This window comes from Gordonia sp. LMA167 (genome assembly GCF_058130025.1).
Genome location: NZ_CM176708.1, coordinates 17,086 through 33,423, shown reverse-complemented (window position 1 = coordinate 33,423; position 16,338 = coordinate 17,086). Strand labels below are relative to the sequence as shown.

15 protein-coding genes are annotated in these 16,338 nt (G+C 67.7%); 8 read left to right on the top strand and 7 right to left on the bottom strand.

Annotated elements, in window-relative coordinates; all coding sequences use genetic code 11:
• Positions 1 to 140 precede the first annotated feature (140 nt).
• Together ACVT6V_RS00165 and ACVT6V_RS00160 are read right to left on the bottom strand one after the other, a co-directional pair.
• Positions 141 to 380, bottom strand: coding sequence for a DUF3263 domain-containing protein (locus tag ACVT6V_RS00165; protein ID WP_489901071.1), 240 nt, complete (start codon positions 378 to 380; stop codon positions 141 to 143).
• Positions 380 to 538: a hypothetical protein gene (locus tag ACVT6V_RS00160; RefSeq protein WP_489897815.1), complete on the bottom strand. Its 159-nt coding sequence runs from the start codon at positions 536 to 538 to the stop codon at positions 380 to 382. The genes ACVT6V_RS00165 and ACVT6V_RS00160 overlap by 1 nt, the downstream gene beginning before the upstream one ends.
• 176 nt (positions 539 to 714) lie before the next feature.
• On the opposite strand from ACVT6V_RS00160, the gene ACVT6V_RS00155 reads away from it, so the two are divergent.
• From ACVT6V_RS00155 to ACVT6V_RS00145, 3 genes are all read left to right on the top strand, one after another.
• On the top strand, positions 715 to 1,158 hold the full coding sequence (locus ACVT6V_RS00155; protein WP_489897814.1) for an Hsp20/alpha crystallin family protein: 444 nt from the start codon (positions 715 to 717) through the stop codon (positions 1,156 to 1,158).
• Positions 1,159 to 1,688: 530 nt separating this feature from the next.
• The gene (locus ACVT6V_RS00150; RefSeq protein WP_489897813.1) at positions 1,689 to 2,573 is read left to right on the top strand and encodes an aldo/keto reductase; all 885 of its coding nucleotides are present in this window, start codon (positions 1,689 to 1,691) and stop codon (positions 2,571 to 2,573) included.
• 19 nt (positions 2,574 to 2,592) lie between these two features.
• Complete coding sequence (locus tag ACVT6V_RS00145) at positions 2,593 to 4,083, top strand: DHA2 family efflux MFS transporter permease subunit (RefSeq protein ID WP_489897812.1); 1,491 nt, start codon at positions 2,593 to 2,595, stop codon at positions 4,081 to 4,083.
• Between the two features lie 36 nt (positions 4,084 to 4,119).
• On the opposite strand, the gene ACVT6V_RS00140 is transcribed toward ACVT6V_RS00145, so the two are convergent.
• From ACVT6V_RS00140 to ACVT6V_RS00125, 4 genes are all read right to left on the bottom strand, one after another.
• Positions 4,120 to 6,054: a DUF2339 domain-containing protein gene (locus ACVT6V_RS00140; protein ID WP_489897811.1), complete on the bottom strand. Its 1,935-nt coding sequence runs from the start codon at positions 6,052 to 6,054 to the stop codon at positions 4,120 to 4,122.
• Positions 6,055 to 6,147: 93 nt separating this feature from the next.
• Complete coding sequence (locus tag ACVT6V_RS00135) at positions 6,148 to 6,795, bottom strand: response regulator (protein WP_489897810.1); 648 nt, start codon at positions 6,793 to 6,795, stop codon at positions 6,148 to 6,150.
• Positions 6,792 to 8,009, bottom strand: a complete 1,218-nt coding sequence (gene macS / locus ACVT6V_RS00130; RefSeq protein ID WP_489897809.1) for a MacS family sensor histidine kinase — start codon at positions 8,007 to 8,009, stop codon at positions 6,792 to 6,794. Before macS ends, ACVT6V_RS00135 begins: the two co-directional genes overlap by 4 nt.
• A 130-nt stretch (positions 8,010 to 8,139) precedes the next feature.
• Positions 8,140 to 8,991, bottom strand: coding sequence for a fumarylacetoacetate hydrolase family protein (locus tag ACVT6V_RS00125; protein ID WP_489897808.1), 852 nt, complete (start codon positions 8,989 to 8,991; stop codon positions 8,140 to 8,142).
• Between the two features lie 79 nt (positions 8,992 to 9,070).
• On the opposite strand from ACVT6V_RS00125, the gene ACVT6V_RS00120 reads away from it, so the two are divergent.
• The 5 genes from ACVT6V_RS00120 (at position 9,071) to ACVT6V_RS00100 (ending at position 15,164) form a co-directional block, all read left to right on the top strand.
• Positions 9,071 to 9,808 carry a FadR/GntR family transcriptional regulator gene (locus ACVT6V_RS00120; protein ID WP_489897807.1) on the top strand — a complete coding sequence of 246 codons (738 nt, stop codon included), beginning with the start codon at positions 9,071 to 9,073 and terminating at the stop codon, positions 9,806 to 9,808.
• A gap of 13 nt (positions 9,809 to 9,821) precedes the next feature.
• Entirely contained in the window at positions 9,822 to 11,063 is a 1,242-nt protein-coding gene (locus ACVT6V_RS00115) for a DUF3500 domain-containing protein (protein WP_489897806.1), read from the top strand.
• A 510-nt stretch (positions 11,064 to 11,573) separates the two neighbouring features.
• The gene (locus tag ACVT6V_RS00110) at positions 11,574 to 12,077 is read left to right on the top strand and encodes a hypothetical protein (RefSeq protein ID WP_489897805.1); all 504 of its coding nucleotides are present in this window, start codon (positions 11,574 to 11,576) and stop codon (positions 12,075 to 12,077) included.
• Between the two features lie 94 nt (positions 12,078 to 12,171).
• Positions 12,172 to 13,509: an MFS transporter gene (locus ACVT6V_RS00105; RefSeq protein WP_489897804.1), complete on the top strand. Its 1,338-nt coding sequence runs from the start codon at positions 12,172 to 12,174 to the stop codon at positions 13,507 to 13,509.
• A complete protein-coding gene (locus tag ACVT6V_RS00100; protein WP_489897803.1) occupies positions 13,506 to 15,164 on the top strand; it encodes an FAD-dependent monooxygenase in 1,659 nt (552 codons plus the stop codon). The genes ACVT6V_RS00105 and ACVT6V_RS00100 overlap by 4 nt, the downstream gene beginning before the upstream one ends.
• Positions 15,165 to 15,526: 362 nt before the next feature.
• On the opposite strand, the gene ACVT6V_RS00095 is transcribed toward ACVT6V_RS00100, so the two are convergent.
• Positions 15,527 to 16,330: an IclR family transcriptional regulator gene (locus tag ACVT6V_RS00095; RefSeq protein ID WP_489897802.1), complete on the bottom strand. Its 804-nt coding sequence runs from the start codon at positions 16,328 to 16,330 to the stop codon at positions 15,527 to 15,529.
• Between the last annotated feature and the right edge of the window lie 8 nt (positions 16,331 to 16,338).

The following is a 16,338-nucleotide window of genomic DNA, read 5'->3' as shown; positions in this document are numbered from 1 at the left end:
CAACGCCTGTCGCCAGATACATGTGGCGTGCGACGTGTATCTGGCGACAGGCGTTGTAGATCGATGTCGGCGGGGCGCTCGAGCGGGCTCACCCTGCCGTATCGGGATCTGTGACCGGTCCTGGAATGCGCCCAGCGGTCTCATGTCTGGCCGGCGCGCCGAAGCCAGAGTCGCTGCTGGGCAACATGTCTGATCCTGCGTCTGGTCGATTCCGCGTACGCACCTCGGCCTGGGCCATCGATGAGCTGCAGGACGGAGCGGAAGAACTCCGGCTCGGACATCCGAAAACGGTCACGGATCTCTCCGGGCGGCCCACCGCCGTAACGGGCCCACCGTTTCGCGAATTCGAGAATGTCGGATTCGGTCTGCTCGGTGTGCATCATGCCGCACCCCGCACGGGTGGGGGCGGGTCCGGTTCTCCACGTTCGGATTCGGGTGATTTGTCTGGTTCCGGTGTCATCACGGTGGTCCACCATCCCGCCAAGGGGGAGGGGTCCGGCCACACCACCTCGGTGGCGTCGTCCTCAGGTGTGGTCACGATGGGCCTCCTTCGCTCGGTTGAGAACTACCCGAGATCGCGATGTTCAAACATTTAGCACTCTCGTTGCCGGAGTGCTAGCACTCTGGGCTCGGTAGCGCTATCTTGGTGTGTGTACAGCGATGAGTTTCCCCGTCAACGGTTGGCGGGGAGCAGGATTCAGGAGGTGAGTTGCTGTGCTTCGGTTCGATCCCTTCAGCGATGTTGACACTCTTGCTCGTGGATTGATGACCGGTTCACTGGCCGGGACCCAACGAACCCCGCGTTTCATGCCGTTGGATCTCTACAAGGTGGACGACCACTACATGCTCGTCGCGGATCTGCCCGGGGCCGATCCCGGCTCCATCGATGTCGACGTCGACAGCGGGGTGCTCACGTTGTCGGCGCAACGCACCGCGCCGTCCGACGAGGGCGTGCAGTGGCTGACAAGTGAGCGGTTCTCCGGAACCTACCGCCGCCAGTTGACACTCGGCGACGGCATCGACGCGACCAGGATCAGCGCCAACTACGACAACGGGGTGCTGACCGTGACGATCCCACTCGCAGAGAGAGCGAAGCCGCGGAAGATCGCCGTCGAGAGCACCGGTCGTTCGCACGCGATAGCCGCCGGCGAGCACTGATCCGAAGGGGGCGGTCGCGAGTCTCCCCGCCTCGATCCCGGTGAGGAGCGGTCGTGCGTTGGTGACCACCCGGTCCCTGAGGAGCGAGCGTGCGTTGGTGACCACCCGGTCCCTGAGGAGCGAGCGTGCGTTGGTGACCACCCGGTCCCTGAGGAGCGAGCGTGCGAGCGTCACGAAGGGCCGCCCTTCGTGACACTCCGCTATCGCTCCGTTCCTCAGGGATCGGTTGACACTCCGCTGTCGCTCCGTTCCTCAGGGGTCGGTTGACACTCCGCTATCGCTCCGTTCCTCAGGGATCGGGGGCGGCTCCGCTAGCGCTTCGAGTCTCCTCAGAGATCGGTTGACACTCCGCTCGCATCGACGGGCCTCTTCAGGGATTGGGGACGGCTTCGCCAGCGCTTCGGTTCCCAGGGTTCGGGCGCCGCTCCGAGTGCAACATTGCCGGTCACGTCCGCGGATCAGGGTGGTACCAACAGTCCGTGGCCCAGCATTCCCTCCCACCCGCAGTGGTTGCGGCCTACGGTGGGGCCATGACCATTCCGACACTGACCCTGAACAACGGCGTTGAGATGCCCGCACTCGGATTCGGGGTGTACCAGACCCCGCCGGACGAGACCGCCACGGCCGTGTCGACCGCCTTCGACGTCGGGTACCGGCACATCGACACCGCCGCTGCGTACTTCAACGAGAGCGGCGTCGGCGCCGCGATCACCAAGTCGGGTCTCGATCGGTCCGAGGTCTTCCTCGAGACGAAGATCTGGATCACCGACTACGGCTATGACTCGACGTTGCATGCCTTCGACAAATCCGCGGGCAAGCTCGGCGTCGAACAGATCGATCTGCTGATCCTGCATCAAGCGCTGCCCGGTGAATTCGATCTGACCATCGACGCCTACCGCGCGCTGGAGAAGCTGCTCGCCGACGGCAAGGTGCGCGCGATCGGCGTCAGCAACTTCATGCCCGACCATCTGACCCGCCTGCTCGAAGCGACCTCGATCGTCCCCGCGGTCAACCAGATCGAGGTACACCCATACTTCCGGCAGTCCGACCTGCTCGCCGTCGACGCCGAACACGGCATCATCTCCCAGGCGTGGTCGCCGATCGGGGGCATCACCTTCTACCGCGACGGCTCGCACGGTTCGACGCTGGAGGACCCGGTGATCAGCGACATCGCCGCCGAGCACAGCAAGTCGCCGGCGCAGGTCATGTTGCGCTGGCATCTGGACCAAGGACGTCAGGTCATCCCGAAATCCGTCACCCCGTCGCGCATCGCAGAGAACTTCGACGTCTTCGACTTCACCCTCGATGCCGACGAACTCACGGCGATCGACGCATTGGACACCGGTGTGCGTGGTGGACCCGAACCCGAGGTGATGACGCGCGAGAAATACGGCGTCGAGATCCCCGAGGCCTGAGGCCGCAGGCGCCCACCCGATGACAACCGAGGATGCGGCGGCCCCGGCCGGCGACGACGCGGGCGTCGCAGTCGCGTCGCCCGCGGGTCGCTGGCTGATCGCCGCCGCTGTTCTGGGGTCGGGCGTCGCATTCCTCGACAGCACGGTGGTCAACGTCGCGTTGCCCGCGATGGCACGCGATCTCGACACCGGCTTGCAGGGCCAGCAATGGGTGCTCGACGGCTATCTGCTGACCTTGAGCGCACTGCTCCTGACAGGTGGCGTCGCCGGCGATCGCTACGGCCGCCGACGGGTGTTCGTGATCGGCCTCGGTCTCTTCGCGCTCGCGTCGATGGCGTGCGGATTGGCCACCTCCGTCGAGTGGCTCATCGTTGCCCGGATCGTGCAGGGGATCGGCGCGGCGGCTGTGGTGCCGAGCAGCCTGGCGTTGATCGACGGCGGCATCGCCGCCGAGGACCGGGGACGGGCCATCGGGCTGTGGGCGGGAATGTCCGGTGCCACCACAGCATTGGGGCCGTTCGTCGGCGGTTGGCTGGTGGACTCGGTCTCCTGGCGCTGGGTCTTCTTCCTCAGCGTCCCGCTCGCCATCGGTGCGATGTGGATCGCGCTGCGGCACGTCGTCGAATCGCGTGACCCCGCCGGCACCGGCCGGCTGGACATCGCCGGAACCGTCGCGGTCACATTGGGTATCGGCGGAGTGATCTATGCATTGATCGAGGGTCCCTCGCGGGGATGGAACGCTGGGATCATCGTCTGTGCGGTGGTCGGTGTCGGCGCGCTGGTCGCCTTCGTGGTCATCGAGTCCCGGGCGCCGAATCCGCTTCTGCCGCTGGGGTTGTTTCGCTCAGGCCAGTTCACCGGTGCGAATGTGACCACGCTGCTGGTGTACGCGGCGCTGGGGGGTGCGTTGTTCCTCCTGGCGCTCCAGTTGCAGCAGAGCATGGGTTACTCGGCCCTCGAGGCCGGGCTGGCCACGCTGCCGAGCACGGTCATCATGCTCTTCGGCTCGCCCTGGTCGGGAAAGCTCGCACAGGTCACCGGGCCTCGCCTGCCGATGACCGTCGGGCCCCTCATCGCGGCGACGGGGCTGGGGTTGATGGCTCGGATCGTCCCCGGTGCCGGCTATGCCACTGCGGTCCTGCCGGCGGTGGCGGTCTTCGGACTGGGGATGACGATCACGGTCGCACCACTGACTGCGGCCGCGCTCGGCGCGGTCGATCCTGCGCGAGCCGGAACGGCGGCCGGTGTGAACAACGCGGTGGCCCGGTTCGCCGGACTGCTGGCGGTGGCCGTGTTGCCCGTGGTGGCCGGCCTCGACACCGGGCCGGGTCAGGCGCTCGGCGACGGATTCGTGACCGCGATGATCATCGCCGCCATCTGCTGTGCCGCGGGCGGACTCGTCGCCGGGATCAGTATCCGCACGGGCATCGAGTTCACCCCGCACGTCCAACCAGCGGTCAATCATGCCTGTCAACAGCCCGCTCCGGTCGCCGGGGCGCGGGGCTCATGATCGAGACCCACACCCCGACGACCGGATGGACCGGGACTACATGCGCGCGGCCGTGCGCGCCCGCTCGTCGGCCGAGCTGAGTGACTGCGCGTAGGCGACGCCCAGCGAGAGCAGCAGCAGACCGACGACGATGAACGCGATGACCCGGAACATGCCATCGAGCGCGGCCAGGTCGAAGAGGAACAGCTTGGCCACGGCGGCGGCGACGATCGCCAGGCTCACCGTCAGCGTGAGACCCCGGCCGCTGCCGCGGCGCCGACGCGTCCACAACAGCCCCGCGGCCCCCGTGACAACCCACACGATCGTGGCGGCGGCATGGCCGGCGCGGAAGCCCTCGACGGTACCGCCGCTGATCACCGCACCGAGCGCAACGCAGATCTGGGTGATGAGACCGAGGCCGATCAGGCCGCCGGCCGTGACGAGGAGATGCAGATTCGAACCAGACAGCGTCCGGCCCCACGACCAGGTCAGCTGTGCCACCGCGGCCAACGCGATCATCGCGGCGATCAGCAACATCAGTTGGTCGTCGGTGTCGACGAGGGTGGCATCCACCAGCTGCTCGACCGCACCGACGGCGAGCATCGCCAGAAGCGCGAACACCGTGAACGCTGCGGCGACGACACGCAGCGGCCGCGACATCTGCGTCGAGCCACCGGCGGCCACCGCGGTCACCAGGCCGATGCCGGCGGTACCGGCTGCGAGTCCGGCGCCGGAGAGCACCGAGCCGAGCGCCACCAGCGCGGTGACCGCAGCCGTGGCCAGCCACACGGTCCGGATCTGAATCGTCAACGCCGGGATTCGGCCACCGCCGACGGCCAGCGCTGTCAGCACCAGGGTGGCGCTGCCGAGCAGACCCGTCGCCACCGTATCCGCGGTTTCCGCGACGGCGATCATCGGCAGCACGGCTGCCGCCGACACCAGCGCCAGGATCATCGGGCGAGTCGACGAGCGCAGCAACACCAGCGCCGAGACGAGCGCGAGCAGCAGGTTCACCGACGCCGCAACGGCGAAGAACCAGCGGTCCGGGGCGGGTAACAGTGTGGTGTAGGAGAGCAGCGGCAGGGTGCCGGCCGCCGTGTTGACGGCGTACATCGCCGTCCAGTCGCGACCGACCTGGATCCACAGGGTTGCGGCCGTGAAGGACAGCAGGAACGCGACGAGCAGTGCTCCGGGACCGTCGGTGAGGAAGGGCGCGAAGGCCACCATCGGGGTGCCGACCATCAACGCGAGGGGTTGACTGTTCCAGCGGTGGGCGACGACAAGACCGCCGCCGGCGAGCAACCCGGCCAGTAGCACCGCCATCCACGACGGCAGCCACTGGTAGATCGCGGTGGCGGCGAGTACGTCGAAGAGCGCCGTCGCCACGCCGGTTGCGACCAATGCGGCAGCACCGGAACGCTTCTGGGGGTGGCGGCCGAGGTAGACGCCGATACCGAACAGTGCGGTCGCCAGCACGCCGCCGCCGGCCACCCGGACCTCGGGACGCAGCAGGCCGGCCTCGGCGGCGAGGACCAGCAACAGCACCACCCCGATCAGGGTGATGGCCACCCCGACCCCGGCGAGCAGCTTGCCGATCAGACCGCGTTCGGAGGCCGCTGCGACCCGCTCCGACAGCGGCGGACGGGGCGGGATCGGTGCCATCGGCGGAAACGGTCCGGGACGATACGCGCCCGGGGAGTACGGGTGCTGCTGGACGGGCGGCGGAGACGGCCAGGGTGGTGTCTGGGGCCGCGGCGGAAAGGTGGGTGGCGGGCCCATCGGGGGCGGCACGACCGGCGAGGCGATCGCTGCCGGTGCGGGCCGGAACTGTCCCGCGTCCGCGGCGTGCGGCGCGGGGCTCGACAGCAGCGTGCGCAGGGTTGCGACGTCGGCGGACACCGTGGACATGCGTCGGGTGATGTCGGCGAATTCGGTACTGAGGCGGTTGAGCACGTCGGTGGGCGAGTCGATGGGACCGGAGGTGGGGTTCATGGTTCCAGCTTCGGTTTCCCGGCGCCCGAGGACATGAGTAGATCTACGCACAACCGCTGGGTAGTGCGCCGTGGGGGCCGGTCCGGGACCGGCTCAGTCGGTGTCGAGGCCGTGCTCGATGGCGTACCGGGTCAGCTCGACGCGGTTGGCCAGTTGAAGTTTGCGAAGCGTTGCACCCACATGGTTTTCGACGGTGCGCGGGCTGATCGAGAGACGATCGGCGATCTGCCGCGACGACAGACCCTTCGCCACCTCCCGCAGCACCTGCGTCTCACGGTCGGTGAGCACAGGGGTCTCGGGCCCGGGCGAGCGTGCGATGCGCCGGTACTCGCCCAACACGAGCCCGGCCAGTCCCGGCGTGAACACCGCCTGCCCGTCAGCGGTCGCGCGCACCGCCGCCACCAGTTCGGAGCGTTGCGCACTCTTCACCAGGTAGCCGGTTGCACCCGCCTTGATGGCGTCGAGGACGTCATCGCGTTCATCGGATGCCGACAAGACCAGGACGCGGGCCGCGGGGCACACCGCAAGCAGGTCGGCGGTGGCCGACGCGCCGCTGCCGTCGGGCATCTGCATGTCCATCAGCACCACATCGGGTTGCACGGCGCCGGCGCGGCTCACCGCCGATCGTGCGCCGTCGGCGGTGGCGACCACGTCGAAACCCTCATCGGCCAGGTCGCGGGCCACGCCGTCGCGCCACATCGGGTGGTCGTCGACCACCATCACCCGCACCGGTGTCGTCATCGGATTCGCCCCTCCTGCACCGGGATCGTCAGCTCCCACTCGGTTCCCGACCCGGGCGACGATTGCAACTGCGCCTGACCGCCCAGGTCTTCGACGCGGCCGACGATCGATCGGGCGATCCCCATCCGATTCTCCGCGCGGGCCTGTTCGACCCGGCCCGGCGCGATCCCGGCACCGTCGTCGCGCACGCTGATCACCACAGCGTCGTCGAGATCTTCGAGCAGGACGAAGCTGTGTGCGCCGTCTCCGGCGTGCAGCACCGTGTTGATCAGGATGTTGTCGACCGCGGCCACGATCTCCGTGACTGTCGGGGCAGGCAGCAGAACCGGGTCGCGCGGGGTGCTCACCGAGACGGTGTCACCGGCGAGGGCCCGTAGCGCGGAGGCGAGATCCGAAGTGTCCGTACCCGTGTCAAGACCGGCGACCGTTGGTTGGTCGGCGATGAGGCGGCGCAGACGCTGCTCCTGCTGGGCGGCGAGCCGGGCGAGTTCGGCCGTGTCGCCGCCGATCTCGGCGCCACGGCGCGCCACCAGGGCGAGTACCTGCAGCACACCGTCGTGCACCTCGCGGGCCAGTCGTTCGCGCTCTGCGGCGTGGGCGGCGGCTCGGATCGCGGCGCTCATCCGCTGGTGCGTGATCCGGGCACGGGAGGCCGCCAGACCGACCGCGAGACCCGTCATGAGCAACAGCAGCAGGGTGGCGTTGCGGCCGAAGTTCCAGACGATCTCGCCTTTGACGTAGAAGTTGGTGAACCCGACCGCCGCACCGGCCACCACGCCCCAGAGCGGTCCGCCGAGCAATGCCGCCGACAGCACGCAATTGGTCATCCACAGCGTGGTCGGCCAGGTCTGGTTGGCCGTCACCCACTCGGTGTCGGCGACGTACGACGTCGACAGCATCAGCACCACCGACACCGCGACCTCCGAGGCCACGAACCACCACTGCCGGCCGAACCCGACCAGATAGCCGGTTGCCCACCACACGTTGGCCGCGGTCATCAGACCGAACAACGTCCAGGTGAGGCCGGGTCGTGCGAGATCGGCGTTGACCACGATCTGGAAGCCCAGCGCGTAGCCGAACGAGACGAGCCGGAAGATCTGCGCGGCACGCCACAACGGGCCGACCGGGTCGTCGTCGAGTCGGCGCACCGATTCCGGGAACAGCCGGTCGAAGCCCGTCGGGATGACGGCCGAGAGTTGTCCCTTCTCGGCCATCGTCAGAACTGTGCGCAGCGGTGGCCGGTCACGCAGCGGGTGGCACGGCGCATGCTGGCTCCTCGGATCGTCGGCGTTCGGATCGTACCCTCGCCGACGTCACCGGGGTGAGAACTCACCTCGTCGTGGGCTACCGGGCTCGCTGGTCGGGTCCGACGATCGTGTTGGTGAGCACGCCGAGTCGATCCACCTCGACCTCGACCTTGTCGCCGGGCTGCAGCAGCCACGCGGGTGTGCGGGCGTATCCGACGCCCGATGGTGTGCCGGTCGCCAGCAGGTCGCCCGGCCGCAGGGTGAAGGTCCGCGAGATGTGGGCCAGGGTGTCGCCGACGGTGTAGACCATCTCGTCGGTGTGGGCGTCCTGCACCGTCTCACCGTTCACCCGGGTCGTGATGTGCAGGCCATCGCGCAGATCGCCGACATCGCCCGCGGGCACCAGCGGGCCCACCGGGCCGGAACGGTCGGCGTTCTTCCCGAGAATCCACTGCGAGGTCAGCTTCTGGGCGCGACGAGCGGTCACGTCGTTGAAGGTCGAGTAGCCGACCACCGCGGCCAGCGCGTCCTCCGGGGTCGCGTCGACGAGTTCGCCGCCGACCCAGGCCATCACTTCACCCTCCCAGTCGAGGCCGTCCTCGTTGGCGGGCACCGGGATCTCGTCGCCGTCGGCGGCCAGCGACGCCGACCAGCGGGCGAACAGGGTGGGGTACTCGGGCAGTGTCTGGCCGGCGAAGCTGCCCTCGGCGACGTGCTTGAGGTAGTTCAGCCCGATACAGATGACCCGGGCCTGCGGGAGCACCGGCGGCACGATCGTGACCTGGTCCCGTCGCAGCACCTCGCCTGCAGCGGGACGGGCCAGATAGCCTGCCGCGTCAGCCCAGAACTCCTCCAGACCTGCGACGACGGTGACCGATGCGCCGTCGTCGGCCAGGTCGGCCACCTCCACCCGATCCTCGCCCGCGCGTGTGATCCCTACGACTCGCATCCGTGTCTCCATTTCTCGATCAGGATTAAAACCCTCAAAGCCTTCTAAACCTTCGAAGGTTTATGGTTCTATGGAGACTATGCCGGATAACGCACCCCGTAAGCAAGGGTCAGATGTCGCGTCGCGGCGGATGCTGGACGCGAAGCCGGGTGCCCTCACTCAGCGCACCCGGGCCGAACAACTCGCCGCGGCCCTTGATGACCGCATCCGCGAGGGCGGACTCGCCGCCGGGGAGTCGATCGGGACGCTGGAATCGCTGCGCGCAGAGTCCGGGTTCGCCTATTCGACGGTCAGTGAAGCCGTGCGGCTGCTGCGCGACCGCGGGGTGATCGAGATCCGCCCGGGCCGGGGTGGCGGTCTGTTCGTCGCCGAGGCCGGTCCGGTGGTGCGGATGCGGCATACCTTGCTCAACGTCGCCGAGCATCCCGCGACGGTTGCCGATGCCATCGAGTTGCGCGACCACCTCGAGGTCCTGATCGACGTGGCCGCCGCACGCCATTGCACCCGCCGCGACATCGGTGACCTCACGACCTTGCTGTCTGCGATGGAGGCGGCCGAAACCTGGGACGACTTCCTGCATGCCAACTGGGCATTGCACGAGCGGATCGCGCAGATCTGTCCCAACGAGATGGCGCGCGCGGTGTACGTCGGCACCCTCGGTCACCTCAACGCGACGTCGCCGCACATCGACGACCGCGCCGCCGACACGTACCGCCGCAACCGCTTCCAGATCCATGTCGACCTCGTCGACGCCATTGCTTCGGGTGACGAACCCGCCGTGCGGGAGGTCGTCTCCCGCCACAACACCGCTGTGTGAGAGGAAGACCACGATGACCGGAGAATTCCGTCAATACATGTTCGATCACGACCATCCGCGTCTGGCCGACGTCCGCGGTATGGATGCCTACACCTACCGCAAGGCCTCGCGGGAGGAGGGCACCTTCACCGGCGGCTTGGTCGCCGGGTGGACTCCCTTGTATCTCAACGAGTTCCGCGGTGTCACCGAGGACGGGACGCTGCGCGACGTGCATCACTTCGAACCGGCACGCCCGGGGGAGGAGGCGCCTGTCGCGGCGATGGTGGCTGCCGCCCAGGACCTGTTGGATGCTCTCGATGACGACAGCCGCGACCGCATCATGCACGCGGTCGACGCACCGGAATGGCAGACCTGGGCCAACCCCGAGTTCATGCAGTTCGACACCGGGCTTCGTCTCGAGTTCCAGCCCGAGGATGTCCGCCAGAAGGCGTTGGCATTGATGGCCGCATCGTTGAGTCCCGAGGGTTACGAACTCGCGCACAACATGATGCTGATCAACGGCTTCCTCGGCGAGGTGGTCGGCCTGCAGAGCATCCTCAACGAGTTCAGCTACAACATCGCGATCTATGGCACACCGCATCTCACCGAGCCGTGGGGATGGCATGTGTTCGGACATCACATGGCGGTCAACTGTTTCGTCGTCGAGGGACGCATGGTGATCAGTCCTTCGTTCCTAGGCGCCGAGCCTAACGAGATCGACGCCGGCGAGCAGGCCGGTGTCGAGTCTTTCACTCCACGCATTGATCTCGGACTTCAGCTGATGGCGGCACTGACGCCCGAGCAACGCGCCGCGGCCATCCTCTTCGAGCAGATGGTCGATCCGGCGATGCCGCCGGGGCGCGTGCACTCCGGAGACGAGCGGCATCTCGCCGGAGCCTTCCAGGACAACCGGCAGATCCCGTTCGAGGGCATCCGCGTCGCCGAGATGTCTTCCGAAGCGCAGGAACTCGTGTTCGCCATCGTCGACGCCTTCGTCGCCCTGCTGCCCGACGGTCCGCGCGCCGCCAAGATGCGGGAGGTCCGAGAGCACCTGGCCGACACCTGGTTCAGCTGGATCGGTGGTCATGAGGCCGGCGACGTGTTCTATTACCGCATCCAGTCGCCGGTGGTCATCGTCGAACTCGATCACCACTGCGGCGTGTTCCTCGACTACGACACCCCGAAGCCGTTCCACATTCACAACGTGCTGCGTACCCCGCATGGAAACGATTACGGCCGTGCGTATCTGTGGCAGTGGCAGCGCGAGCACGCATGAGTGGCCGCTCCCTGTGAAGCTGCGCGTTTCCGCTCCCCCGAGGAGCTGCGAGCCGCTAGGCGAATGCAGCACCCTTTCGCTTCCTTAAGAAACGGGCGAGCATCCCCACTCGGTCCCTGATGGCCCGCGAGGAACGAGCGAGGGTTACCACCCCGTCCCTGAGCTGAGGAGCCCGCGAGGGTTACCACCCGCTCCCTGAGGAGCCCGCGAGGGTTACCACCCGCTCCCTGAGGAGCCCGCGAGGAACGAGCGAGCGTCACCACCCGGTCCCTGAGGAGCCCGCGAGGAACGAGCGAGCGTCACCACCCGGTCCCTGAGGAGCCCGCGAGGAACGAGCGAGCGTCACCACCCGGTCCCTGAGGAGCCCGCGAGGAACGAGCGAGCGTCACGAAGGGCGAGCCGAACCGCACGATCTCCGACGCAGTTTCCAAAGGGTGGAAACACCCCTGTGGGGGGCTCGCGCGCTGAGCGATGGTGATGGGCATCACGTCGTTCGAAACGGAGTAACCCATGTCCCAGCATCACGCCTATATCCGCCGCGAGACCATGATCAGCATTGCCATCAACACGGTCCTCAGCTTCCTGTTCTTCTGGGCGGTGTTCGGCATGGGTCGACCGGTGCCGGTGTGGGGTCTCGGGAACTATGTGTTCGATTTTGCGCCCCAGGGCTTCATGATCGCGCTGATGTCAACTCTCGTACCCGGCGTGATGGCCGGAAAGGCGCTGCGCGCCGGGCGGATCGCCCCGTGGACGAGGGGCAGTCGCTTGCCCGCGGGGCTCTGGCCGCGAGCTCTGGTACTGGCGGTGGGGTCAGCCCTGACCGGCGTTGTGCTCGCTGCAGTGCTGATGGCCCTCACAGGTGCCTCGGTGTTGCCTTTCGCAGCCGCGTTGGCGGGAAAGCTCGCATTCGGTGCGGCGGTGGCCGCCGTCGTGACGCCAATCAGCCTGCGCGCGGCGCTATCCGGCGAGACATCGCCCACCGCCGCCGCGGTGCCGCGCGCACCGTCGCTGTGATTTTTCCACAAGGTGAAAACACGGCTGTGCAGCGTCTGCCAATTCCGGAACTGTGTGAGCAGTCACAGACAACGTCTGTCATAACGGAGGTCACATGAACACCCTTCACTCTTCGCAACGATCCCGACTACCGATCTACCTGCTCTGCTGGGTGTGTCTGGTCGCCGACGGATACGACCTGATGGTGTACGGCGCCACCCTGCCCAGCCTCATCGGGCACCCACCCTTTGATCTCACCGTCAGCCAGGGCGGACACATTGCCAGTCTTGCTCTGGCCGGCATGCTCGTCGGGTCGCTCGTCGCCGGCACCCTCACCGACGTCCTGGGCCGCCGCCGCCTCTTTCTGCTCAGCGTGACCGTGTTCTCGGTCGGCATGCTGCTGACCGCCGTGGCCGCGAATCTCACCTGGTTTGTGGTGTTCCGCACCCTCACCGGATTCGGTGTCGGCGGGCTCCTCCCGTCGGCGGTGGCGTTGGCCAGCGAGTTCGCCGGCGGCGCCCGACGTTCCCGCACAATCGGCTTCGTACTGACCGGTCCGCCCACGGGCATGGTCCTGGCAGCCTTGTTCTCGGCGTGGCTGGTGCCGCTGCACGGATTTCGGCCGGTCTACGCTCTCGGCGGCGTGATGCTGCTGATGGTGCCGGTGCTCTGGAAGTTGCTGCCCGAATCCCCGGCCTACCTCGCCGTGACCGGGCGTGCGGACGAGGCGTCGGCGCTGCGGACGCGCTACGACCTGCCCGCTGCTCCGGCCACCACCGCGGGCCGCGGCGGAGTGCGCGACCTGTTGGCGAAGTCGACCCTGCGACCGACCCTGCTGATCTGGCTGACCACGTTCTTCAGTCTGCTCACCGCTTTCGGCATCACCACCTGGCTGCCACAGGTCATGGCGAAGTCGGGCTATGGGCTGGGGTCCTCGATCACCTTCCTGCTCGTCTACTGCCTCGGCGCGGTCGTCGGTACCCTGATCGCCTCCAGGCTCGCGGATAGGATCGGTCCGAAACGCCTGGTCGTCGCCGGCTACCTGATCGCGGCGTGCGCCCTGGTCGCGATCACGTTCCGTCCGTCCACCCCGGTGCTCGTGCTGCTGGTCCTGCTGGCCGGTTACGGCGGCCTCGGCACGCAGAACATCCTCAACGACTTCATCGCCCGCTTCTACCCGGACCGCAGTCGCGCAAGCGGATTGGGTTGGGCGCTCGGCGTCGGCCGGGTCGGAGCGATCATCGGACCGACCTACGGCGCCTGGGCCATCGGTGCTTCGACGCCGTTGGTCGCCACCGGAATCGCCTTCGCCGTAACGGCGCTGCTCGGCGGCGTGGTGATGTCGACCATCCCGAACCGGGGGCATGCCGCCGAGGAATCCGAGCCGTCCGTGCCGGAGGACAGCGTCAGTGAACAACCCGATGCGCGCATCACCGGGACGGTCGACCGATGAACTCGCACAGCACATCTGCACCACAGCTCCCCGGTGAGGTCGACGTCCTCATCGCCGGCGGCGGCCCGAGTGGACTCTTCCTGGCGCTCGATCTCGCGCAGCGTGGCATCACCTCGCACGTCCTCGAGCCGCGCGCCGAGATGGACTGGACCCGCCCCCGGGCGAAGACGACCAACGCGCGGACGATGACCCACCTGCGCCGGATCGGATTGGCCGATCGACTGCGTGCGGCCTCGCCGCTGTCGGTGGACTACTCCCAGGATGTGATCTTCTGTTCGTCGCTGGACGGGCATGAACTCACCCGATTCCCGGAAGCGTTCCAGCTGGTGTCCGGCCGCTACGACCTGCAGCCCGAATGTGGCCAGCAGGTGGCGCAGCCGGTCGTCGAGGAGGTGTTGCGTGACGCCGTGATCGCCAGTGAGCGAGCGCATCTGCACCTCGGGTCGGCATATGTCGAGTCCACTCCGGTGCCCCGAGGGCGTGCGGTCGTGGTACGCGATGCGGACGGGACGAACCGCACGGTGACCTGCCGCTACCTGATCGGCGCCGACGGCGTCTCCTCCGCGGTGCGACGCAGTCTCGGGGTCCGCCTCGAAGGGAGTTCGGCCACGAAGTCCAACCTCGGCGTGCTCTTCCGCTCGGAGCAGTTGGGCGACCTCGTCGAGCTCGACCCCGCGGTGCAGTACTGGGTCGTCGGCAGCCGCTACGCCGGCATGGTGGGACCGCTTGATCGAGAAGGACTGTGGTGGAGCATCATCCAAGGCTACGATCCGGACAAGCAGCAGTTCCGTGATGTGCCTGCCGCAGAGATCGTGCGGTCACTGATCGGCGTGGACGCCGACGTGGACGTGATCGCGGAGGACCCGTGGACCGCCCGGATGCTGTTGTCGCCCACCTATCGCCAGGATCAGGTCTTCCTCGTCGGGGATGCCGCCCATGCCAATCCGCCGTGGGGTGGGCATGGCTTCAACACCTGTATCGGGGACGCAGCCAACCTCGCATGGAAACTCGCTGCGGTACTCCACGGTTGGGCGGGGCCGCACCTGCTCGACAGCTACGAAGCCGAACGGCGGCCCGTCGCCCGGCGGACGATCGACGACGCGGCGGCCAACGGGTCGACGCTGGCCGATGACGTGCAGAATCCAGACCTCGACGCCGACGGGCCGGTCGGTGCCGCCGCCCGCGCCCGCGCCGCCGAGCGGCTCGCCGTCAAGGAGTCCGAGTTCTCCTCGCTGGGTCTGGTCCTGGGCTACGACTATGCGGAATCACCCCTGGTGACCCCGGCCGGTTCCGCACCGCCGGTGGCAGATCCGATCATCTACCGGGCGTCGGCCGCACCCGGATGTCTTCTCCCGCATGCGTGGCTACCGGACGGCAGATCGCTCTATGACCTCGTCGGGCTGGGCTACAGCCTCCTCGCAACAGACGACGTCGATCCGTCCGATCTCCGATCGGTGGCGGATGCCGCCTCGACTGCCGGATTGCCCTTGCAGACACATCGAATCGCCGACCGTGAGATCACAGACACCTGGGAGGCGGGCATGGTGCTCGTGCGCCCTGATCAGCACGTGGCCTGGCGGGGAGATGACATCGTGGCGGCGGTCGAGGGTCTGCGCCGCGCGGCGGGTCACCTGGCGGCAGCGCTGGTGTCCTGACGTCTGTGCGGCTGATCGAGTAGGTTCCGAGCCGCTGGTGGGTGCCTTTTTGCTGATCGAGTAGGTTCCGAGCCGCTAGGCAAGGGGGCGTATCGAGATCGTGGTCGGGCGCGTCGGGTCTCGATACGCGACTCACTTCGTTCGCTGCTACTCGACCAGCGGGTGGTGAGGCGCTGCTACTCGACCGGCGGGTGGGTGCCTTTCCGCTGATCGAGTAGGTTCCGAGCCGCTAGGCGAGGGGGCGTATCGAGATCGTGGCCGGGCGCGCCGGGTCTCGATACGCGACTCACTTCGTTCGCTGCTTCTCGACCGGCGGTGGTGGGGTCGCGGGGGCTTGACCAGAGCGTGGGCGAAACACTCCGCTACGAACCAGGTCGCCTCGCGTACCTCGGTGCACCCAGGTCGCGAGAGATTGCCCGCGCCGCGGCCCGCACCGCGGGTATCAGCGGTAAGGGGCTGGATCCAGTGGCTTCGACCACGACACTGACTGCAGCGCAACATGAGTCGTCGCGATCCCAGATCGGGGCGGCGACGGTGAGGATCGGGCTTGGGGAGTCACGTCGCAGCACGGCGTACCCCTGCCTGCGGATGTCGGCGAGGTCGCGTCGCAACGCGACCGGGTCGAGCGCCGTTCCTTCGGGCTGTCGAACCAGGGGGCCGTCGAGCACTGTTTCCTGAACGGCGGCATCGGCATTCGCGAGCAGCGCGAGTCCGGACCCGGTGGAGTGCAACGGCATGTGCCCGCCGACCCGATAGTGCAGGCGTGCGGCCGTCCGATGCGAGATGCGTTCGACCAACAGCGCCTCGTCGTGCTCGCGGACGGCCAGCTGGACGTGCTGATGGGTTGCCTCGGCCAGATCGCCGAGGTACGGCATCGCCACCTCGCGCAAGCCATGCCCGCGTGGTGCCAGCGACGCCACTTCGAACAATCGCAGTCCGATGATGAGACGCCCGTCCGCGCGTCGCTCCAATGCTCCCCACGCCAACAACCTGCGCGTGAGTCGGTGCACGGTGCTGACCGGGAATCCGGTGGTGGTACTCAGTTCGGTCAGCGACAGCGCGGGGCGTTCCGGACTGAAGGCAGCCAACAGTGCCAGGGCACGATCGATCACCGGCTCGGTGGTGGCCGGCCGACGATCGCCCGTCTTCGGTACCTCGCCGGGCATGGCTCCTT